Source organism: Streptomyces sp. NPDC047017 (assembly GCF_040644175.1).
In the GTDB taxonomy this organism is placed as follows: domain Bacteria; phylum Actinomycetota; class Actinomycetes; order Streptomycetales; family Streptomycetaceae; genus Streptomyces.
On record NZ_JBEYVW010000008.1, the window covers coordinates 204,494 to 225,744 of the forward strand.

Below are 21,251 nucleotides of genomic sequence, written 5' to 3' on the forward strand. Positions count from 1 at the left end.
ACCACCCGCCATGCGCAAGATACTCGTCGTGGGGGCCGGCCAGTCCGGTCTCCAGCTCGCCCTCGGCCTCCAGTCGCACGGGTACGAGGTCACCCTCATGTCCAACCGGACCGCGGACGAGATCCGCGCCGGCCGGGTCATGTCGACGCAGTGCATGTTCCACACCGCCCTCCAGCACGAGCGGGACCTCCAGCTCGGCTTCTGGGAGTCGCAGGCCCCGCGGATCGAGGGCCTCGGCGTCTCGGTCGCCGCGCCCGGCTCCTTCGACCCGGGCCCCTCGCAGCGCGCCGTCGACTGGGTGGGCCGGCTCGACGGGTACGCGCAGTCCGTCGACCAGCGGGTGAAGATGGCCGGCTGGATGGAGACCTTCGCGCAGCGCGGCGGCCAGCTGGTCATCCACGGCGCCGCCGTGGGAGACCTCGACTACTTCTCCCGCGCCTACGACCTCGTCCTGGTCGCGGCCGGCAAGGGCGAGCTGGTGTCGATGTTCGAGCGGGACGCCGAGCGCTCCCCGTACAGCGAGCCGCAGCGGGCGCTGGCGGTGGCGTACGTGCACGGGCTGGGCCCGCGCCCCGAGCACCCCGAGTTCGACGCGGTCCGCTGCAACATCGTGCCCGGCGTCGGCGAGCTGTTCGTCATGCCGACGCACACCCTCTCCGGCCGCGCCGACATCCTGTTCTGGGAGGGCATACCCGGCGGCCCGCTCGACGCCTTCCAGGGCGTCAAGGACCCGGGCCGGCATCTGGCGCTGACGCTGGACCTGATGCGGACGTTCACGCCGTGGGAGTACGAGCGGGCCACCGGCGTGGAGCTGACGGACGCCGGCGGCACACTGGCCGGCCGCTACGCCCCGACCGTGCGCAAGCCGGTCGGCCGGCTGCCCGGCGGCGGTCTGGTGCTGGGCGTCGCGGACGTCGTCGTCGCCAACGACCCGATCACCGGCCAGGGCTCCAACTCGGCGTCCAAGTGCGCCGCCGCCTACCTCGCCGCGATCCTCGAACACGGTGACAAGCCGTTCGACGAGGAGTGGATGCGCTCGGCCTTCGACCGCTACTGGAACACCGCCCGGCACGTCACCAAGTGGACGAACGCCATGCTCGCCCCGCCGCCGGAGCACATCCTGAACCTGCTCGGCGCGGCCGGGCAGCTCCCGCCGGTCGCCGACCGCTTCGCCAACGCCTTCGACGACCCCGCCGACCTAGAGAACTTCTTCTACGAGCCGGCGAAGACCGAGGCGTACCTGACCGAGGTCGCCACCGGCTCCGCCGCGTAGTCCGAGCGAGCAGGCCCCAGGCCCCAGGCCCCGGATCCAGACCCCAGGCCCCAGGCCCTAAAGGGCCGTGTCCGGTCCGACCGCCGCGCCCGCGGGGAGCTTCGGCGGCACATAGCGCGGCAGGGGCTGCCCGGCCGGGTCGGGCCGGACGGCGCCCAGCACCGGGTTGGCGGCCACCGGCGACACCTTCACCCTGGCGCCGGGGCGCGGCGCCTGCACCACCATGCCGCCGCCGAGGTAGAGGGCCACATGGGTGGCCTGGGGGAAGTAGATCACCAGATCGCCCGGCCGCAGCTCGTTCAGCGGGACGCGCCGCAGCCGGGCCCACTGCTCCTGGCTGGTGCGCGGGATGGGCGTCCCGGCCCGCCCCCAGGCCCGCGAGGTCAGCCCCGAGCAGTCGTACGCCGCCGGTCCGGTCGCGCCCCACTGGTACGGCTTGCCCAGCTGCTGGACCGCGTAGCGCACGGCGGTCTGGCCCTCCTGGGTCGGGGGTGTCTCCTCGCCGAGCGCGCCGGAGGCCAGGAGCCGGGTCTGTGCCTGGGTGAGCCCGCTCTGCTCGAACGTGGCGAGCGCGGTCAGCTGCTGGGTGCTGAGCCCGGCGAGCAGTTTCTCGATGTCGTGCAGCCGGCCGCGCACGTCGTCGCGGGCCTGCTGCCGGCGCCGGGCCAGGGCCAACCGGGTGCCGAGCGCGGTGCGGGCCGCGCGGGCCAGCCCTGCCGCCTGTCGCTCGTCGCCGGCCAGCCGCCGTACCGTATCGGCGCGCTGGCGGGCGAGCTGGTCGAGGACGTGCCCCTCCTCCAGCGCGTGCTGCGGGTCGCGGGCCAGCAGCAGCCGCAGGTAGGGGGAGAAGTCGCTGGTGCCCTGGTACTCCTGCTGGGCGAGCCGGGCCGCCGCCGACCGGCTGTCGCGCAGGGCGAGCCGGGCCCGGGCCAGGGCGGCGTCCAGCCGCTGGGACTCGGTGCGGGCCCGGGACAGCTGCGCGGCGGTGGCGTCGTAGGTCCCGGCGGACTGCTCGGCCTGCCGGTACAGCGTCTGAAGGCTCGTCAGCAGCGCGGCCACGGACGGCTTCCCGGGTTCCGCCGGCGGCTGCGGTACGGCCGTGGCGGCCGCCGGTACGAGGGCGGCCTGCGCCGCCACCGCCGCCGTGCACAGCAGACGCAGCACGCGTCCTGACACGCCATCACCTCCGGTACGCACGGGACGGGCTGTCCGTCCCGTATCTGCGTACCGTGCGGTTTCGGCGTATGAACCGATTTGTCTGCCGGTTGTGCGCCGTGCGGCGCAACGCGGTCACCCGCCGGTGTCACCCGGCTTGCGTCCGGCGTCCGCCGGGGGTGCGGGCCGGGACCACGGCCACCGCCGCCGCCCGCCGCGCCGGCCCTCGGGGTCGAACTCGTACTTCCACCCCTTCGGCAGGCCGAGCCGCTTGCTGTGGCCGCGCGGCACCCGCCGGTAGACGAGCACGGTGGGCGGGCCGCCGGCCGCGTCCGGGACCGGGATGCGGTACGTCTTGGGAGGGGTGCCGGTGGGGCCCACCAGCACGGGCAGCACCCGGCCGTCCATGGGGCCGCCCTCGAACGGGGTGTCTTCGCTCTTCACGCCACCAGTGTCAGCCATCGGCCGAGGCGAGCACCCGCACCAGGGCGGCGGTCTGCTCGTCCCGGGCGCCGGTCACCGTCAGCACGGCCGTGAACTGCTCGACCAGCCAGTCCCGCAGCTCGTCCAGCGGCGGCTGCTTGTCCTCGTCGAGCCAGATCAGCGAGGCGGCCTCCACCGCCGTGATCCACATCCGCACGGTCATCCGCAGCCGCGGACCGGGGTCGGTGACCTCCAGGTGGCTGAGGATGTGCTCGGCGGCGGCCCGGCGCACCCCGTCCACGATGGCGGTGGTCCGGGAGGTCTCCACCACGCTGCCGCCCTGGAGCAGCGCGCTGAACCCGGTGTCGTGCTGGTCGACGAAGGCCAGGTAGCGGTCGAGGGCGCGGGCGAGGCGGGGCAGCAGCGGGCCCTCGTGCGGCTCGTCGAAGCAGTGCCGCAGCTGGTCGGCGGCGGAGTGCAGGGCGACCTCGTACAGCTGCTGCTTGCCGCCGGGGAAGTACCGGTACACCAGCGGCCGGGACACCCCGGCGGCCTCCGCCACGTCGTCGAGGGAGACCTCCTCGGGCGCCCGGTGCGCGAAGAGGGACAGCGCCGCCTCCATCAGCTGCGCACGCCGTTCCTCGACGCTGAGGCGGCGGTAGGCGGGGGTCGGGGCGGCAGGGCTCATGACCGGCAGCGTAATCGCAGCCCGCCCCGCGGCGCCGCCCGGCGGCCGCGCCCGACCTGATCCGGCGGCCTGGTCCGAACTGATCCGGCCTGATCCGGTCTGATCCGGTCCGGTCCGAACCATCCGGTCCGATCCGGTCCGAACCATCCGGTCCGATCCGGTCCGAACCATCCGGTCCGATCCGGTCCGAACCATCTGGTCCGGTCCGATCCGATCCGATCCGATCCGGACGAGGGGCCCTAGGCCAGCAGTCCGGAGGACCGCCACAGTTGCCGTCCCACGCCCCGCAGCACCCCGATGTCGTCCAGGAAGTCGGTGAGCCGCCTGGCGCCGGTCTGCATGATCTCCCGCCGGTGGCCGCTGGCCCTGACCTGCGCCATGGCCTCGCGCTTGTCCAGCCCCACGTTGGCGTAGACCTCGGGGTTGACGAAGGCCACCGAGAACACGCGGGCGAACTCGCCGGAGGTGACCCGGGTGAACTCCTGGGACCACTTCGGGGCCGTCACCATCTGCCGGCGCAGCTCCTCACGGGCGTAGCGCACGTGCCGCGCCTCCTCCACGACATGGATGCGCGTGACCCCGCGCACCAGCGGCTGGATGCGCTCGTCCGGGAAGGTCAGCCGCTGCATCCAGTCGAGCACCTCCTCGCCGAGCAGGGTCGCGGTGAAGGAGCCGGGGGTGGTGGAGACGGTCTTGAAGAGCCGGCCGAGGTGCCGGTGGGCGGGGCTCACCTGATACCAGGGCGTGCCGCCGCGGGTGATCAGGCGGGCGAACATCTTCGAGTGCCGGCACTCGTCCTCGATCTCGGTCAGCGCGTACCGCACGTGCGCGCTCGTGGCCGACTTGTCGTAGATGTGCCGCACCAGCAGCTGCATCAGGATCAGCTCGAACCAGATGCCGAGCGAGGCCAGCGCGGCGGCCTCGTGCTGGGAGAGCAGGATCCGCTGCTCCTCGCTCATCCGCCGCCACAGCGGGGTGCCGTACAGCGACACCAGCTCCGGCGGCCAGAACCACTTGCCCTCCTCGAAGGGCGCGTCCCAGTCCAGCTCCTTGTCCGGGTCGAAGGAGTGCTTGGCGGAAGAGTCGAGCAGCCGCTCGGCCACCTGCTCCCGGTCCTTGAGCAGGCCGAGCGCGTCGCGCAGTCCGGCGAGCGCGTCGGCTTCCGTCACGGTCGTCATGGCTGTCCCACCTCGTCGTACGGGATTGTGGCCGGCTCGGCTGGTCACTCGGCCGTCGGATGGTCGTCCCGCCTCTTATAAGACTGCGTGTCAGCAAGTGCGTCAATCCCTGCGGCAGGACTTGTTGGCCCGGCGCCCGCGTGTGAGCCTGCGGGGTATGCCGGCCTTCGACCTGTACGCCAGGGAGCCCGGCGAGCCGCACTGGCAGGTGCCCGCCTCCGGCGCGGCCCGCTTCAGCTGGGAGTACGACGACGGCCGCGACCGGCTGCTCGCCCTGTACCAGAAGGGCAAGGACAAGCAGTGGGACGGGGCCGGACGCATCGACTGGGACCTGGCGGTCGATCCGTACGATCCGCTCGGCACGCCCGACGAGGCGATCGTCCTCCACGGGACGCCGTACTGGGCGAAGATGACCGACCGGGACAAGGGCGAGCTGCGGCGGCACTTCGCGTCCTGGCGGTTCAGCCGGTTCCTGCACGGCGAGCAGGGTGCGATGGTGTGCGCCGCGCGGATCGTGGAGTCCGTGCCGGACCTGGACGCCAAGTTCTACTCGGCCACCCAGACCATGGACGAGGCCCGGCACGCCGAGATCTACGGCCGCTTCCTGCACGAGAAGACCGGGATGCTGTACCCGATCAACGACAACCTCCAGTCCCCGCTGGGCGACACCCTGCGCCACAGCCGCTGGGACATGCCGTACCTCGGCATGCAGGTGCTGATCGAGGGCCTGGCGCCGGCCGCCTTCGGCATGATCCGCGACACCACGGACAAGCCGCTGCCGAAGCAGATCCTCGCCTACGTCATGCAGGACGGGGAGGCGATCGAGGAGGGTCGACGTATCGCTGAGTGATCACCCGATCGCGGGGCGAGTCGGCATATGTGCCTCGGTACGCTGGGTGTGCCAGGCAGACTCCGCCGCATGGGAGCGATCATGAGCGCCGCACGCGACTACGGGCTGGACGACGACTACCAGTGGCCCCGCCCGCCGGAGGGCGGCTGGACGGCGGACGACCTCGACGAGCTTCCCAATCTTCCTCCGCACACGGAGTTGATCGACGGGAGCCTTGTCTTCGTGAGGCCGCAGACGAATTTCCACTCGCGTGCCATCCGGCTGCTGGACCTCATGCTGCTGCGGCAGGCGCCGGAAGAGCTGGACGTCATCCGGGAGATGACCATCAAGCTCAACAAGCGCAACCGCCCGGAGCCCGACGTGCTGGTGTTCCGGGCGGACGCCGACGCCGGTCCGAAGCAGACCTGGTACCGGCCGGAGGACGTCGTGATCGTCGTCGAGGTCGTCTCCGAGGAATCGGAGGACCGCGACCGCGAGGTGAAGCCGCGCAAGTACGCGCAAGCGGGCATCCCGCACTACTGGCGGGTCGAGGAGAACCAGGGCCTTCCCGTCGTCTACGTCTACGAACTCGATCCCGCGACCCGGTCGTACGGCCTGGCCGGCATCTTCCACAACCGGCTCAAGCTGGCCGTCCCCTTCCTCGTCGACATCGACCTCACCGCGATCGACCGCCGTCCGCCGGCGCGGTGAACGGGGCGTGCGCCGGGAACGCGCGCCCCGCCGGACCGGGCCCGCGCCTCACCCCGTCACCGGCGACCGCAGCACCGCCTCCATCACCGCCTTCGCGATCGGTGCCGCCGTTCCGCCGCCGCTGATGTCGCCGCGGCGGGCCGACGCGTCCTCCACCACCACCGCGACCGCCACCCGGGGGACCAGGTCGTCGTGGGCCTGGGCCCAGGAGACGAACCAGGCGTAGGGCGTACCGGAGTTGCCCACGCCGTGCTGGGCGGTGCCGGTCTTGCCGCCGACGACCGCGCCCGGGATCGCCGCGTTGCGGCCGGTGCCGTCGGCGACCACGTCGTACATCAGCTCCCGCAGCCGCTCCGCCGTCGTCGCCCGCATCACCTGCCGCACCGGCCGGGAACCGGCCGCCGACACCGTGCCGCCGCCGCGGCGCACGGTCCGCTCCACGAGGTAGGGCGCCCGCACCTGCCCGTCGTCGGTGACCGCCGCCGCCACCATCGCCATTTGCAGCGGCGTGGCCCGGGTGTTGAACTGGCCGATCGAGGACAGCGCGAGCTGCGCCCGGTCCGCGGGGCCGCCGAACGTGCTGGGCGCGACCGCGAACGGAATCCGCAGGTTCGTGTCGTCGAAGCCGAACCCCTGCGCCGCCTCGCGCATCGCGGGCGCGCCCACGTCCACGCCGAGCTTGGCGAACACGGTGTTGCACGACCACTCGAAGGCGAACCGCAGCGTGGCGTTCTCGCAGTCCTCGGCCTCGTTGACCAGCCGCGTGGTGCTGCCGGGCAACTGGTAGGGGTCCGGCGAGCCGGTCGGCGCGTCCAGGTCCGTCACCAGCCCGGAGTCCAGCGCCGCCGCCGCGGTGACCACCTTGAACGTCGAACCCGGCGGATACGTCTGGCGCACCGCCCGGTTGAGCATCGGCTGCTCCGGATCGTCGTTCAGCCGCGCCCAGGCCGCCGCCACCGCGGGCCCGTTGCCGGACAGCTCCGCCGGGTCGTACGACGGCGTGGACACCAGTGCCAGGATCCGGCCCGTGGCCGGCTCGATCGCCGCCACCGCGCCCTTGCGCGCGCCCAGCCCGTCGAACGCCGCCCGCTGCGCCGCCGCGTTCAGGGTCGTCACCACGTCACCGCCCGCGCCGCGCGAGCGCGTGAAGTCGTTCCACAGCGGGAACCCCGCCAGCAGCGGATCGGTCCCCGAAAGCACCCGGTCCTCGCTGTGCTCCAGGAACGTCGTCCCGTAGCGCTGCGAGGCGAACCCGGTGACCGGCGCGTACAACGGGCCGCTCACGTACGTGCGTTCGTAGCGCAGCTGCTCACCGGTGTCCCGGGACCCGGTCACCGGACGGCCGCCGACCACGATCTCGCCGCGCGGCTTCTCGTAACGGGCGATGACCGGGCGGCGGTTGGCGGGGCTGCCGCCGAAGGAGGGGCCCTGGAGCACCTGGAGCCAGGCCGTGTTCACCAGGAGGGCCACCAGCAGCAGCACGCAGAAGGCGGCGGCGTGCCGGATGTACGGGGTCACCGGGCCGCCTCCCCGCCGGCGGGCCGGCCGCTCACGGGGCCGCCGTCCCGTCGTACTGCCGGCGCGCCACATGGCTCACCCGGATCAGCAGCGCCACGATCGCCCAGTTGGTGACGACCGAGGAGCCGCCCTGCGCCAGGAACGGCATCGCCATGCCGGTCAGCGGGATCAGCCCGGTCACCCCGCCCGCGATCACGAACACCTGGAGCGCCACGATCGAGGCGAGCCCCACCGCGAGCAGCCGCCCGAAGGGGTCGCGCAGGGCCAGGCCCGCCCGGTAGCCGCGCTCGACGAGCAGGGCGTACAGCAGGAAGACGGCGGACAGGCCGGCCAGTCCCAGTTCCTCCCCGGCGGTGGCCAGGATGAAGTCCGACTTGGCCGCGAAGCCGACCAGGATCGAGTGGCCGCGGCCCAGCCCGCTGCCCAGCAGCCCGCCGGCCGCGAACGAGAACAGCGACTGCGCCACCTGCCCCGGCCCCTGCCCGGCCGCGATGGACGCGAACGGGTGCAGCCACTCCTGGATCCGGCTGTGCACGTGCGGTTCCAGCCGGCCGACGGCCAGCGCCCCGGCCGCGGCGAGCAGCAGCCCGACCGCGAGCCAGCCGGTACGGCCGGTGGCGACGTACAGCATCACGACGAACAGGCCGAAGAACAGCAGCGAGGTCCCGAGGTCCCGCTCCAGGACCAGCACGCCCACGCTCACCAGCCAGATGGCGACCACCGGTCCCAGCACCCGCCCGGTGGGCAGCTGGAGGCGCCACATCCGGCGGCCGGTGTACGCCAGCGCGCTGCGGTTGGCCGCCAGGTACGCGGCGAAGAACACCGCGAGCAGCACCTTCGCGAACTCGCCGGGCTGGAAGGAGAACCCGCCGAGCCGGATCCAGATGCGGGCGCCGTTCACGGCCGGGAAGCAGATCGGCAGGGCGAGCAGCGCGAGCGCGGCGGCGCCCCAGAGGTAGGAGTAGTGCTGGAGCCAGCGGTGGTCGCGCAGCACCAGGACGGTCAGGATGAACAGGCCCACGCCGAGGGTGGACCACACCAGCTGGGCGGGGGCGGCCTGGTCGTCGGGCGTCTCCAGGTCCAGCCGGTAGATGAGCACCAGGCCGAGCCCGTTCAGCAGCACGCCGATGGGCAGCAGCAGCGGGTCGGCGTAGGGCGCCCGCAGGCGCACCGCGCCGTGCGCGAGCAGCGCGAGCACGCCGAGCCCGGCGCCGTAGCCGGCGGCGCCGGGCGGGACGCTGCCGTGCTTGGCCAGCCCGACGGCGCAGTAGCCGTACACGGACAGCAGGACGGCAAGGACGATGAGGGCCAGCTCGACGCCGCGGCGCCGGGGGAGACGGGCGGCGCCGGGCGTGGCCGGGCTCGTCGCCGCCGTGACGGTCCCGGCGGCCCCGGCAGATCCGGTGGCTCCAGTCGCCCCGGCGGCTCCGGCGGCTCCGGCGGCTCCGGTGGTTCCGGCCTTGGTCATGTCGGGAATCTACCTAAAAGCGGCTTATCGACCCCCTTGGAGGTCAGCACCAGCGTGGCGAGGGCCCGATGGTGTCGATGTAGCGGGCCGAGCCCCACGCCCAGGTGCCGTCCGCGAGGAGGTACCACAGGTGGTTGCCCTGCACCTCCCCGCCGTTCGTCTTGCAGTAGATCCAGACGACCTCGCCCTGCCGGGCCACCCGCAGCACCCGGCTGCCGCGGTCGGGCCGCGGGCGCAGGGCGAGCCCGCCGCGGGCGGTGACACGGCCGCGGTAGAAGCGGGTGCTCTCGTCGGGGGCGGGGGTGCTGGTGGCGGAAGTCTGAGGGGCGGCAGTGGTGCCGGGGGCGGGTGTCTGCGCGGTGGTCGTGGGGGGCTGCGCGGTGGTGGTCGGGGTGGGTGCGGGGGTGGCGCCCCGGCCGTCGGCGGCGACGGCGGGCGCGATCGCGGCCGTGGCCAGCAGGGTCCCGGCGGCGGCGGTCAGGGCCAGCCGGGGGAGAGGGGAGCGCAGGGGCATGGGAACCTCCACCTGATGAGGCGACGAGGATGACGGCATCCGCGGTGGCGGACATAACTGACTATCCGCCACATTAGGATCGGCGCCTCCCGGGCGCGCGCCGCACTGAGCCATCGGAGCCGGCAGGGCGTCCGCCGCGGCCTGAGGCCGTATCAGGAGGGGCCGGTATCGGGGGCGGTACCGGTACTGGTACCGCTGTCGGTGTCGGTGCCCGTGCCAGAGCCGGTGTCGGAGCCGGGCGCGTCCGGCCGCCGCCCCGCCGCGTCCGGCAGGCGCTGAGGCAGTGTCAGGGTCGCGACCGCCCCGCCGTCCGGCGCGTTGGCGAAGTCCAGCCGGGCGCCCAGTACCTCCGCCTGGCCCCGCGCGATGGTCAGCCCGAGCCCGTGCCCGGTGGCGCCGCCCTCCGTGCGGAAGCGCTGCGGCCCGTGCTCCAGCAGGTACGCCGGGAAGCCGTCGCCGTGGTCGCGCACGCTCACCACCGGCCCGTCCACGGTCAGCACCACCGGCGGGCGCCCGTGCTTGTGCGCGTTGGCCACCAGATTGGCCAGCACCCGCTCCAGCCGCCGCCGGTCCGTCTCCACGTACACGTCCCGTACGACCCTGACCTCGGCGTCGGTGCCGGTCGCGGCCCCGGCCGCCCGCACCGCCCGCCGCGTCATCGCGCTCACGTGCTCGGCGTCCAGGGCGGGCCGCTCCCGACCGGTGTCCAGCCGGGAGATCTCCAGCAGGTCCTCGGTGAGCGTGCGCAGCGCGGCCACCCGGTCGCGCACCAGCTCCGTCGGGCGGCCCGGCGGCAGCAGCTCGGCCGCCGCGTGCAGCCCGGTCAGCGGAGTGCGCAGCTCGTGCGCCACGTCCGCGGTGAACCGCTGCTCGGCCAGCAGCTTGCCCTGCAGCGAGGCCGCCATGGAGTCCAGGGCGGCGGCGACCGCGGCCACCTCGTCCTGCGGGCGGGTGCGGTCGCGGGTCAGCGGATCGTCGACGCGGGCGTCCAGGTCGCCGCCGGTGATCCGGCGCGCGACCAGCGCGGTGGCGTGCAGCCGCCGGGTCACCCGGGTCACCGCGAACGCGCCCACCAGCAGCGTCGCCCCGATCGCGAGACCCGAGGACCACAGGATCGAGTTGTCCAGGCCCGCGATGGTGCTCGCCTGCTGCGAGTAGTCCACCTCCACGGCGAGCGCCCGTCCGCGGTCGGCGGGGCCGGCCGCCCACATGGTGGGCCGCCCGTGGTGGCGGGCGACGACCGTGCCGCGCTGCCCGGCCGCCGCCAGCCGCCGCAGCGAGCGGGGCAGCCCCGGCGGATCGACGCCCGCGCCGGGCAGCAGCGTGTCGCCCGCCTCGAACGCGCTGGTCGCGTCCTTCAGCCGGGACAGCGCCAGCGCCCGCGCCTGGCCCACGGTCTGGTCGGTCACCGAGACGTGCACCAGGACGCCGAGCAGCGCGGCCAGCGCGCAGCACATCACCGTGATGAAGGCGGCCGCCTTCATCGCCAGCGTCCCCGTCCACCGGGGCAGCGCGACCCTCATCGCCCGCTCGCCGAGGGGGAGGCGCCGGGCGCCGAGGACGGCGTGGGCGATCGCCGGGGCCCCGGCGAGGGCGAGGCGGTGGCCGCCGGGGCGCGGGTGCGGGGCCGGGTGGGCAGATGCGGGCCGATGCGCAGGAACTCGTCGCGGGAGAAGACCATCGCCCGCTGCTCCGGGTCCCACGACCAGGTGGTGCGGTACTCGTACCCGGCGATCCCCGCGGGCGAGCGGATGATCACCGTCCGCCCGGCCAGCTCCACCCCGGTCACCGCGTCGTCGTTGGCGAACACCTGCACGAGCCGGTGCCCCTCGAAGGTGTAGACGCGGACGGCCGTCTGGTTGGTGGGGGGCAGCCGGAACCCCAGCGTCATGTCGTCGCGCCCGTCGCCGGTCAGGTCGCGGTAGTACGGCCGCAGCACCGGACAGGCGCCCCGGCCCGGCCCCTGGCCGCACTTCGCCAGCGCGGCGGCCGTGTCGCGGTAGGGCGCCTTGGCACCCTTGTAGTCGCTCGGGTGCGCGGCGATCTCGGCCCGTACGACGGCCACCGGATCGACCTCGCGGATGTCGTCGCCGGGCGCGGTGATCCCCTTCACCGTCGCGATCTGCACCTCGTCGTAGGGCCACGCGGGGCTCGCCGCCGGCCGCAGCGAGGGCCACAGCCGGGCCGGGCTGACCGCCGTCGGCGTGGTCCCGGCGGCCCGCAGCCCGCCCGCGTCACCACAGCCCGCCGCCGCGCCCAGCACCAGGGCGACGACGGCGACGACGCGGAGGGGACGGCTGCGGAACACTGCTCTCCGGAGGTTCGGGGGCGGCGCGGGGCGACGACGGCTCAGGACCGCGTACACCCCGCGCGTACGGAAGTCCTCGCCCGTACGGAAGCCGTTGCCCGTAGGGAAGTCCTCATGCCTGCGGAAGTCCTCACGCACACGGAAATCCGTATACGCGAGGAAGTCCTTATGTGTATGGAAGTACCTTTTGCTCACGCGTGCTCGTTCTCGTCCGGGAAGCCCGCGGGCCGGGCGGCGGTCCGCCGCAGAGCGTACGCACCGAAGGTGAGACGCTCATTCGGCCGGTTCCCCCAGCTCCTCCAGCAGCCGCGCCGTCGCCAGCCCCGCCCGCAGGTACTCCACGAACAGCTCGTTGTGCAGCGCCCACGGGGAGCGCCGGGCGCGGATCAGCCGGATCGCCTCGTCGGCCGAGCGGCCCCGCCGCACCAGCGCGTGCGCGACCACCAGCCCCGAGCGGTTGTACCCGGACCAGCAGCGCACCAGGACCCGCCGCCCCGCGTCCAGCGCGTCGCCCGCGGCCTGCGCCAGCCGCATCACACCGGCCAGCTGGGTGCCGTCCAGGGGCCCGTCCGGGATCGGCCACACCTGATGCGCCACCCCGGGACCGGGACCGAAATCCGGCAGCCTGAGCAGCGTCTGCACCAGATCGAACTCGTCGTGCACGACGACGGACTCCACCCGGCCCGAGCGCGTCCGGAACTCGTGCCCGCCCATCCACAGGCCGGGCACGATCTCGCTCCACGGGCTCTCCGGAGCCGGTACGTCGGGTCGCTTCCTGCCGGTCCGCACCGATGCCTCCCCAGCCGCCCTGCCAGCCGCCACACCGCCCCCCAAAGGTATCCGTGTTCTTGCCCCGGGAGCACCCCTGCTGTTCCCATGGTCACAGGGGTGATGGTGCATGAGCGGACCACGTCGACCGTCCGGACCCCCCGGGCCGGACAGCCTGCGCGTCATACCGGGCGGGCACCCCGGGCACGAACGGCTCCACGTCTGCCGGCGCGACGGGCAGAGCATCGCCTGGTACGACCGGGAAGCCGCCCGCGTCCACCTCCTCAGCGAGAGCGAGCGGGAGAACGTCCTGCGCGCCCTGCACCCCTTCCTCGCCGGCCCGGTCGCGGTGGGCCCGCCGCCCGTCCCCACCCCCGCCGAACTCGCCCGGCTCAGCCTCCACCCCGACGACGACCTCGCGCCGAACCGCCCCGGCGAGGCGCTGCTGATCGCCCTCGACCGCCACCCGGCCCCCGCCCACCGCCTGCGCCCCGACCCGCGCCGCCGGGCGCTCGCCGCCGAGCGCACCGCCGGCGGCGCGCTCGACCGGCTGGAGGGCGTCGGCTGGCGCACCCTGCACTCCGTGCCGCTGCCCGGCGGCGACCGCATCCACCACCTGGCCATCGGCCCCGGCGGCCTGTTCGCCGTGCACGCCGTGTACGCCCGCCGGCTGCGCGTCCGCGTCGACGACCCGATGATCACGCTGGGCCGCCACGAGTCCGAGCCCCTGCTGCGCCGGGCCCGCGCCGCCGCCGACCGCGCCTCGCACGCCCTCACCGCCGAGGTCCGTCCGCTCCTCGCCCTCACCGGCCCGGCCGACCTGCGCGTGACGGCTCCGCCGCGGGGCCTGCGCATCCTCCGGGACACGGACCTGGAGTCCCTGGCCCGCCTGGGCGGCGTCCTGAAACCGGCGGACGTGGAGGCGTTGCACGCGATGGCACGGGACCGGCGGACCTGGGGGTGGGTGTGACGGGTGAGGCCCCTGCCAGGGGTGGGGGCATGCCAGGGGAGGGGGCCTGTCAGGGGTGGGGGCGGGCCGTGGTCACGGCAGTTCGTGCGCCCGTTCCGTGTCGAGCAGCGGGGCCAGCAGGTCGCCGAGGTCCCGTACCCGGGCGGTGATGTCCGGCGCGCGGAACTCCAGCCGCTCTCCCTCCGCGCCCCGCGCCACCTCCTCCCAGGTCACCGGCGTCGACACGGTCGGCTCCTGGCGCGCCCGCAGGGTGTAGGGCGCGGCGGTCGTCTTCCGCGCCGCGTTCTGGCTCCAGTCGACGAACACCTTCCCCGGGCGCAGACTCCGCGTCATCCGGTGCAGCGCCAGCCCCGGCACGGCCTGCTCCGCCTCCACGGCCAGCGCCTTCGCGTACGCGGAGGTCTGCTCGCCGGTCGCGTCCCGTACCGCCGCCAGCAGGTGCAGCCCCTTGGAGCCGGAGGTCTTGGCGTACGCCGCGATCCCGTCCGCGGCCAGCCGGTCCCGCAGCCACAGCGCCACCCGGCAGCAGTCCGCGACGGTCGCCGGCGCCCCGGGATCGAGGTCGAAGACGATCCGGTCGGCCTCGCCGGGCGCCCCGGCCGGCCACTGCGGCGTATGGAACTCGGTCACCAGGTTGGCCGCCCACATCAGGCTCGGCAGGTCCTGCACCAGCACCATCCGGGCGGGCCCGGCCGACCGGGGCACCTCGCCCGTCACCACCCACTCGGGTGTACCCGGCGGCACGTTCTTGGTGAAGAAGACCTGCCCGTCCGGGCCGTCCGGATAGCGCAGGAAGGACAGCGGCCGGTCCCGCAGATGGGGGAGCAGGACGCCGGCGACGGTCGCGTAGTAGTGCAGCACCTCGCCCTTGGTGAACCCGGTCGCGGGATAGAGCACCTTGTCCAGGTTGCTGAGCGCGAGCCGTCGCCCCTCCACCTCTGTGATCGGCGCCATACGATAAGAAAACCACGCAAACCGCACCGCACACGGCAAGCACATCGAACGCCCCCGCCCGAACGACCCCGGAAGGTGCTGCACGTGCGATCCATCTGGAACGGCGCCATCTCGTTCGGCCTGGTCAGCATCCCGATCAAGCTGGTGAACGCCACCGAGAGCCACTCCATCTCCTTCCGCCAGATCCACACCGAGGACGGCGGCCGCATCCGCTACCGCAAGGTGTGCGAGCTGGACGAGCACGAGGTCACGGCGGGGGAGATCGGCAAGGGGTACGAGGAGGCGGACGGCACCATCGTGCCGATCACCGACGAGGACCTGGCCCACCTGCCGCTGCCGACCGCGCGGACGATCGACATCGTGGCCTTCGTGCCGGCCGACCGGATCGACCCCCTCCAGATGGAGCACGCGTACTACCTGGCCGCGAGCGGCGCCCCGGCCGCCAAGCCGTACACGCTGCTGCGCGAGGCGCTCAAGCGCAGCAACCGGGTGGCGATCGCCAAGTTCGCCCTGCGCGGCCGCGAGCGCCTGGGCATGCTCCGGGTGGTGGACGACGTCATCGCCATGCACGGCCTGCTCTGGCCGGACGAGATCCGCGCGCCGCAGGGCGTGGCCCCGGAGGAGGACGTCACGGTCCGTGACAAGGAGCTGGACCTCGCCGACGCCCTGATGGACACCCTCGGCGAGGTGGACCTGGCGGACCTGCACGACGAGTACCGGGAGGCCCTGGAGGAGGTCATCGCGGCCAAGTCGGCCGGCGAGGCACCTCCCGAGACTCCGGAGCCGGCCCCCGGCGGCAAGGTCCTCGACCTGATGGCGGCCCTGGAGAACAGCGTGAAGGCGGCCAAGCGGTCCCGGGGCGAGGAGGAGGGCGGGGCGGAGGCCGCCGAGGCGGCGGACGGCGAGGAGGCCGAGGTCAGACACCTCCCGCGCCGCAAGACCACGACCGCCGCCCAGAAGGAACCGGCCAAGAAGGCCACCGCCAAGAAGACCGCCTCCTCGGCGAAGAAGACCACCTCCACCCCCAAGAAGCCGGCCTCGACGACCAAGTCGACCCAGTCGAAGAAGACCACGACGACCGGCAAGGCGGCCACGAAGAAAGCCACGGCGAAGAAGACGACGTCCGGCAAGCGCACGGCCTAGCACGCGGGGCGCGGGGCGGGGGGCGCGGGGCGGGGCGGGGGCCGGGGCCCGCCACTCGGCTTGGCGGCACGGCTCAGCGTTGCGGTCCGCCACTCGGCCGGGCCTCCGGGCCGGCGCCCCGTCCTGCGCGCGATCCGGCACACCTGGCGTACGGGGCGGTACCCCGCGCGGCGCGCGGCTTGCCACACCACCGACCCCGCGCTTGAGCGCGCGGTCCGTCACTCGGCCGGGCGGCGCGGCTCAGCGTGCGGTCCGGCGCTCGACCCGAGCCACTTGGCCTGGCGCGCGGTCCGGTGTCCCGCCCAGTGTGCGGACCCGTGTCCGCCCGGCGACCGCGCCCAGCGTTGCGGTCCGCCACTCGGCCGGACGGCGCGGGCGGGCCGCCGCACCCGGTGGGCAGCGGCGCCCCGCGCCTGGTGCTCCGCCCCCTACCGCACCCGTCGCAGCGCCAGCACCGCGTTGTGGCCGCCGAAGCCGAACGAGTTGCTGAGCACGAGGTCGCCGTTCTGCGGCAGGGCGCGCGGTGCGTTCGTGACCACGTCGAGGGCGATCTCCTCGTCGACCTGGGCGCAGCCGACGGTCGGCGGTACGAGCCCGTGGTGGAGGGTGAGCGCGGCGGCGACGGCCTCGACGCCGCCGGCGGCGCCCTGGAGGTGCCCGAGGTGTCCCTTGAGCGCGGTGACGGGGACACCGCCGCCCTCGCCGAGCACCGCGCGCAGCGCCCCGGCCTCGGCCAGGTCGCCCTCCGTGGTGGCGGTGGCGTGCGCGTTCACGTGGACGACGTCGACGACGTACCCGCCGGCGTCCCGGACGGCCCGCCGCAGCGCGAGCGCGACCCCGCTGCCGGAGGGGTCCGGCGCGGCCATGTGGTGGGCGTCGGCGGACAGCCCCCACCCGGCGGCCTCGCAGTAGATCCGCGCGCCGCGGGCCCGGGCGTGCTCCTCCGCCTCCAGTACGAGAATCCCGGCGCCCTCCCCGTTGACGAACCCGGCGCGGTCGGCGGCGAAGGGCCGCGAGGGCGAGACGCCGTCCGCCAGGTCCAGGTCGGACAGGGCCCGCATGGCCGCGAAGGAGGCCATGATCGCCGGCGTGACGACCGCCTCGGCGCCACCCGCGAGGGCGACGTCCACCCGGCCGTACCGTATGCGGTCGACGGCCTCGCCGATCGCCTCGGTGCCGGAGGCGCACGCGCTGGTCACGGTCCGCGCCTCGCCGGTGATGTGCAGGTCGAGCGAGACCTGTGAGGCGGCCTGCGAGGGCACGGTCATGGGGGTGGTGAGCGGGGACACGGCCCGCGGCCCCTTCTCCCGCAGCTTGCGGTCGCCGCCGACGAGGACCGAGGCGTCCCCGAGGATCGCCCCGAGGCTGACCCCGACCCGCTCCGGATCGAGCCCGCTCTCCCGCGTCCCGCCCTCGGCGAACCCGGCGTCGCCCCACGCCTCGCGGGCCGCGAGCACCGCGAACTGCGCCGCCCGGTTCATCCGCCGGGCGGCGGCCCGGGGCAGCAGCGCGGCCGGGTCCACGGGCACGACACCCGCGGTGCGCACCGGCAGCTCCGCGAACTCCTCGCCCGTCAGCTTCCGTATCCCGTGCCGTCCGGCGAGCAGTCCCTGCCACAGCTCGTCCACCCCGGCGCCCAGCGGCGTCATGGCCCCCAGGCCGGTCACCACGACCCGCCGCGGCCCGGCCCCCGAGGGCTCGCGTGCCGGCCGCCCGTGGTGGCGTACGACATACCCGGCCCGGTCGGCGTCGGCGGCCCAGCCCCGTACGGTGTCGTCGGTCACCGTCTGCGCGGTCCTGGTGTCCAGGTCCCGGTGCCACACGCCCCACCGGCGCCGGTACGTCACCTCGACGCCGTCCGGATCGACGGCCCGCAGCCGGGTGACGCTGTCGCCGTCCCGGAACTCGACCGCGTCCAGCCGGGGCGAGGACACGGCCGGCACCGCCGTCACATCGACCCGCCGCCCGGCGACGACCACCTCCTGCCCCCGCGTCAGGACCGCTTCCCGGTCCGGACCGCCGAGCGGCGGCCGCAGGGTGACCCGGATCGTCTCCGGCGACTCGGGCAGCGTGTGCATCGCGACACACCACTGCCGGCGTTCGGCCTCGTCCCGGGAGAGGGCGACCAGATCGCCGGGGACGACTTCGGCGGCGGTAACTGCGTGCGGAGTGAGGGGGGTTTCTGGTATCTCGGGCGAATTGGACATATTCGTACTGCTTCCTGTGACCCGGGGTGTCGTTCGGCGGACCATCCTGAGTGAAAAGGACAAACAGCCGAAAAACTACGGAAATAGACGTGGGTCCCAAACAGGACGCCTGTACGAATACCCGCAATTGCGGTGAACAGCCCATGACTTGACCGGCTGCCGCGGCGGGGATGTGGGCCGGCTCACGCGCGTGCACGTCAGGTGGGGCGGCGGCGCGGCCGAGCACGGTCGAGCGTGCCGGAGCCGGAAAAATCAGATGAGGGCCGTCTCCCCGGCGGGCTACGTTGATGTTGCTCGAAGGGGGGAACCGTGACCAAGCTCAATCAGATCATCGCGGTCGAGAAGGGCGTGAAGAGCAAAGCGCTCCAGGACGGCGCGGCGGCGCACCAGAAGGTGCAGAAGCCCGCGCTGCTCGCCGGCATCTCGCGGACGTACCAGCCCAAGGACGAGGAGGGCGAGCAGCTGCCGCCCGAGTCGTCCCGGGTGCAGGTCAAGGCCGAGGAGATCCTGCGCGAGACGTCCGCCTCGCTGACCCGGCTGTTCGACGTGACCGCGACGAAGGACTGGGCGAACTGCGCGGCCCGCGCGGACGTCACGGTGGACGGCCGGACGATCCTGGCCGAAGTCCCCGTCGGCTACCTGCTCTTCCTGGAGAAGCAGCTCGCCGAACTGCACGCCTTCGTCAAGAAGCTCCCGGTCCTGGACGCCGCCGAGTCCTGGTCGCTCGACCCGTCCACCGACTGGTGGAAGACGGACCCGGTCCGCACCATCCGTACGAAGAAGGTGCCGCGCAACCACGTCAAGGCCGAGGCGACGGACAAGCACCCCGCCCAGGTCGAGGTGTACTACGAGGACGTGCCGATCGGTTACTGGACCACGGTGAAGTTCTCCGGCGCGCTGCCCGCGCGCCGGGTGAACGAGCTGCTTGACCGGGTCGAGAAGCTCCAGCAGGCGGTGAAGTTCGCCCGCGAGGAGGCCAACGGCACGGAGGTCGCCGACCGGCGGGTGGGGGACGCGGTGTTCGGCTACCTGTTCGCCTGACAGACGGCGGCCGACCTGTACGACTGCCGGCCCATACGGCGGCCGAGCTGTATGACGGCCGACCTGCACGGCGGTCAATCCATGATCGCCCCCGCGTGCGAGCGCGGGGGTGCGCGACAGACGTGGACCGGATCGAGGACCGGTACGCGCCAGGAGCGCAAGCTGAAACTGAGGTTCAGCCTGAAGCACGCGGCCACGGCGCCCGGCAACGACCGGTGACCGTGACCGTGATCAGACTCAGACTCTCGCTCCAGCTTCAGCATTCGCCATCGATCGCCGGTGCGACCGGGTACGGACGACCGCCGCCGGATGCGAGTTCGAATCTCGCCTGCACTTCTCCCTGGTGCGGTAGTTCAAAGGAAGAATATGGCGGCCTGAACACGATCCGTCCCCTTAAACGCCATCGGCGTGCGCAAGAGGGTGGCACCCCAGGGGCCCGGGAGCTGGATACGTCTCCCGGGCCCCGCCACGTCCGCCGCACCTGTCCGCCGCACTTGTCCGCCGCACCGGCCGCGTCACCCCGAGCGCGGCGCACGGCGGTCGCCGCGCAGGAACAGGGCGGCGAGGAGGACACCGAGCAGCACCAGCGCGGCGTTCACGGCGACCGCCGTCCTGATGCCGCCCAGCACCGCCGCGGCACCGCTCCCGGTCATCGCCGCGGTGGCGACCGCGCTCATCACCGGCGTGCCCAGCGTGATGCCGACCTGTTGCGTCATGGTGGCCAGACCGGTGGCGAGCCCCTGCTCACGGTCGGCCAGCCGGGACGTCGCGGTGACCATGAAACCGACGATGACCAGCATGTTCCCGACCCCGCCCGCGAAGGTGGCGACCAGCACCAGCCACAGCCACGCGCGACCCTCGCCCAGCCCGAGCAGCGCCCCGGTGGCCACGGCCTGCGCCATCCCGCCGACGATCAGCGCCGCCCGCGCGCCCACCGCCCCGATGACCTTCGGGGCGTACGACCCGCCGAGCACCGTGCCGATGCCGAGCACCCCGAAGGACAGCCCGGCCGCCAGCGGCGAGAAGCGCGGCACCTCCTGGAGGTAGAGGGTCATCAGGAAGACCAGGGACGTCTCGGTGAGGAAGGCGATCAGCCCGGCGGCGTTGCCCCAGATCACCGACGGCTTGCGCAGCACCCCGAGCGGGACCAGCGGCGCGGGCACCCGGCGTTCGACGGCGAGGAACACCAGCAGCAGCACCGCGCCCGCCGCCATCGGCACCAGCGCGGCCGCCGAGCCCCAGCCGCGCTCGCCGGCCCGGGTGAGACCGAACACGAGCGCCAGCAGCCCGAGCGTGACGCTGACCGCGCCGGGCACGTCCAGCCGGGTGCGTCCGGCGGGCCGGGACTCCGCGATGACGCGCGGAGCGACCAGCAGGACGGCCACGACGACGGGCACGTTGACGAAGAACGCCCACCGCCACGACAGCAGATCGGTCAGCAGCCCGCCGAGCACCGCGCCGGCGGTGAACCCGGCCGACATCAGCGCCCCGTTGAGGCCGAGCGCCTTCTCCCGCAGCGGCCCCTCCGGGAAGGAGATGGTCAGCAGCGACAGCCCGGCCGGGGTCACCGCCGCCGTGGCCAGCCCCTGGAAGACCCGGGCCGTGAGCAGCATCTCCGGGTTCCGGGCCAGACCGCCCACCAGCGAGGCCACGCCCAGCACCACCAGGCCGCCCAGGAACAGCCGCCGCCGGCCGAACAGATCGGCGACCCGGCCGAACAGCAGCGTGAACCCGGCCGCGCACAGCGCGAACGAGGTGGCGACCCACTGCAACCGCGCCAGCGGGAAACCGAGCCCCGCGCCGATGACCGGCAGCGCCACGTTGAGGATGGAGAAGTCCACGGCCAGCATGAACTGGGCGGCGAGCAGCACGACGAGGACGAGGCGCAGCCGGGGGGTGAGGACGGCCGGCGCGGGCAGCGCGCCGGCGCCCCGAGCATCCGTGACAGACATGGCGATGCGTTTCCCTTCTGCGTGAACACGCTTACGGAGAAGGAGACTCGTCCGCCCGCGGCCCCCCAGCCAGACACCCGTCCTGGGCAGTCACCGCGAGGGTGGTCATGACAGCACCACCCTCACCGGCCCCGCCCGCGCCGAGGCGAGG

At 73.8% G+C, this 21,251-nt stretch carries 18 protein-coding genes and 1 pseudogene; 6 read left to right on the forward strand and 13 right to left on the reverse strand.

Annotation, left to right across the window (positions count from 1 at the left end; genetic code table 11):
- Window positions 1–10 precede the first annotated feature (10 nt).
- Window positions 11–1,273, forward strand: a complete 1,263-nt coding sequence (locus tag ABZ858_RS16255) for a styrene monooxygenase/indole monooxygenase family protein (protein WP_361377711.1) — start codon at window positions 11–13, stop codon at window positions 1,271–1,273.
- A 57-nt stretch (window positions 1,274–1,330) separates the two neighbouring features.
- Here ABZ858_RS16255 and ABZ858_RS16260 read toward each other — a convergent pair whose 3' ends face one another.
- From ABZ858_RS16260 to ABZ858_RS16275, 4 genes are all read right to left on the reverse strand, one after another.
- Window positions 1,331–2,449, reverse strand: coding sequence for a C40 family peptidase (locus ABZ858_RS16260; protein WP_361377714.1), 1,119 nt, complete (start codon window positions 2,447–2,449; stop codon window positions 1,331–1,333).
- 114 nt (window positions 2,450–2,563) lie between these two features.
- Window positions 2,564–2,890 (reverse strand): hypothetical protein, encoded by a 327-nt coding sequence (locus tag ABZ858_RS16265; protein WP_361377717.1) that lies wholly within the window; start codon window positions 2,888–2,890, stop codon window positions 2,564–2,566.
- Window positions 2,883–3,539, reverse strand: a complete 657-nt coding sequence (locus ABZ858_RS16270; protein WP_361377720.1) for a helix-turn-helix domain-containing protein — start codon at window positions 3,537–3,539, stop codon at window positions 2,883–2,885. The genes ABZ858_RS16265 and ABZ858_RS16270 overlap by 8 nt, the downstream gene beginning before the upstream one ends.
- A gap of 239 nt (window positions 3,540–3,778) precedes the next feature.
- On the reverse strand, window positions 3,779–4,717 hold the full coding sequence (locus tag ABZ858_RS16275; protein WP_361377723.1) for a diiron oxygenase: 939 nt from the start codon (window positions 4,715–4,717) through the stop codon (window positions 3,779–3,781).
- A 157-nt stretch (window positions 4,718–4,874) separates the two neighbouring features.
- On the opposite strand from ABZ858_RS16275, the pseudogene ABZ858_RS16280 reads away from it, so the two are divergent.
- A pseudogene (locus ABZ858_RS16280) lies at window positions 4,875–5,528 on the forward strand (aminobenzoate oxygenase); the annotation flags it as partial.
- A gap of 120 nt (window positions 5,529–5,648) precedes the next feature.
- Window positions 5,649–6,257, forward strand: coding sequence for a Uma2 family endonuclease (locus ABZ858_RS16285; RefSeq protein WP_361377726.1), 609 nt, complete (start codon window positions 5,649–5,651; stop codon window positions 6,255–6,257).
- A 48-nt stretch (window positions 6,258–6,305) separates the two neighbouring features.
- Here the strand turns inward: ABZ858_RS16285 and ABZ858_RS16290 are convergent, their stop codons facing one another.
- The 6 genes from ABZ858_RS16290 to ABZ858_RS16315 form a co-directional block, all read right to left on the reverse strand.
- On the reverse strand, window positions 6,306–7,775 hold the full coding sequence (locus tag ABZ858_RS16290) for a penicillin-binding transpeptidase domain-containing protein (protein WP_361377729.1): 1,470 nt from the start codon (window positions 7,773–7,775) through the stop codon (window positions 6,306–6,308).
- A gap of 31 nt (window positions 7,776–7,806) precedes the next feature.
- Window positions 7,807–9,243, reverse strand: a complete 1,437-nt coding sequence (locus tag ABZ858_RS16295) for an FtsW/RodA/SpoVE family cell cycle protein (protein ID WP_361377732.1) — start codon at window positions 9,241–9,243, stop codon at window positions 7,807–7,809.
- A gap of 43 nt (window positions 9,244–9,286) precedes the next feature.
- Entirely contained in the window at window positions 9,287–9,757 is a 471-nt protein-coding gene (locus ABZ858_RS16300; protein ID WP_361377735.1) for an SH3 domain-containing protein, read from the reverse strand.
- A 152-nt stretch (window positions 9,758–9,909) separates the two neighbouring features.
- Window positions 9,910–11,280: a HAMP domain-containing sensor histidine kinase gene (locus ABZ858_RS16305; RefSeq protein ID WP_361377738.1), complete on the reverse strand. Its 1,371-nt coding sequence runs from the start codon at window positions 11,278–11,280 to the stop codon at window positions 9,910–9,912.
- Window positions 11,277–12,065, reverse strand: a complete 789-nt coding sequence (locus tag ABZ858_RS16310; protein WP_361378032.1) for a hypothetical protein — start codon at window positions 12,063–12,065, stop codon at window positions 11,277–11,279. Before ABZ858_RS16310 ends, ABZ858_RS16305 begins: the two co-directional genes overlap by 4 nt.
- A gap of 273 nt (window positions 12,066–12,338) precedes the next feature.
- The gene (locus ABZ858_RS16315; RefSeq protein WP_361377741.1) at window positions 12,339–12,854 is read right to left on the reverse strand and encodes a dual specificity protein phosphatase family protein; all 516 of its coding nucleotides are present in this window, start codon (window positions 12,852–12,854) and stop codon (window positions 12,339–12,341) included.
- Between the two features lie 109 nt (window positions 12,855–12,963).
- On the opposite strand from ABZ858_RS16315, the gene ABZ858_RS16320 reads away from it, so the two are divergent.
- Complete coding sequence (locus ABZ858_RS16320; RefSeq protein ID WP_361377744.1) at window positions 12,964–13,803, forward strand: nuclease-related domain-containing protein; 840 nt, start codon at window positions 12,964–12,966, stop codon at window positions 13,801–13,803.
- Between the two features lie 72 nt (window positions 13,804–13,875).
- On the opposite strand, the gene ligD is transcribed toward ABZ858_RS16320, so the two are convergent.
- Window positions 13,876–14,757, reverse strand: coding sequence for a non-homologous end-joining DNA ligase (ligD, locus tag ABZ858_RS16325; protein WP_361377747.1), 882 nt, complete (start codon window positions 14,755–14,757; stop codon window positions 13,876–13,878).
- Between the two features lie 84 nt (window positions 14,758–14,841).
- Here ligD and ABZ858_RS16330 point away from each other — a divergent pair, with 84 nt between their 5' ends.
- Window positions 14,842–15,900, forward strand: a complete 1,059-nt coding sequence (locus ABZ858_RS16330) for a Ku protein (protein WP_361377750.1) — start codon at window positions 14,842–14,844, stop codon at window positions 15,898–15,900.
- A 428-nt stretch (window positions 15,901–16,328) separates the two neighbouring features.
- On the opposite strand, the gene ABZ858_RS16335 is transcribed toward ABZ858_RS16330, so the two are convergent.
- Window positions 16,329–18,107, reverse strand: a complete 1,779-nt coding sequence (locus ABZ858_RS16335; protein WP_361377753.1) for a beta-ketoacyl-[acyl-carrier-protein] synthase family protein — start codon at window positions 18,105–18,107, stop codon at window positions 16,329–16,331.
- Between the two features lie 309 nt (window positions 18,108–18,416).
- On the opposite strand from ABZ858_RS16335, the gene ABZ858_RS16340 reads away from it, so the two are divergent.
- Complete coding sequence (locus tag ABZ858_RS16340) at window positions 18,417–19,148, forward strand: hypothetical protein (RefSeq protein ID WP_361377756.1); 732 nt, start codon at window positions 18,417–18,419, stop codon at window positions 19,146–19,148.
- Window positions 19,149–19,663: 515 nt separating this feature from the next.
- Here ABZ858_RS16340 and ABZ858_RS16345 read toward each other — a convergent pair.
- Window positions 19,664–21,100: an MFS transporter gene (locus ABZ858_RS16345; RefSeq protein ID WP_361377759.1), complete on the reverse strand. Its 1,437-nt coding sequence runs from the start codon at window positions 21,098–21,100 to the stop codon at window positions 19,664–19,666.
- Between the last annotated feature and the right edge of the window lie 151 nt (window positions 21,101–21,251).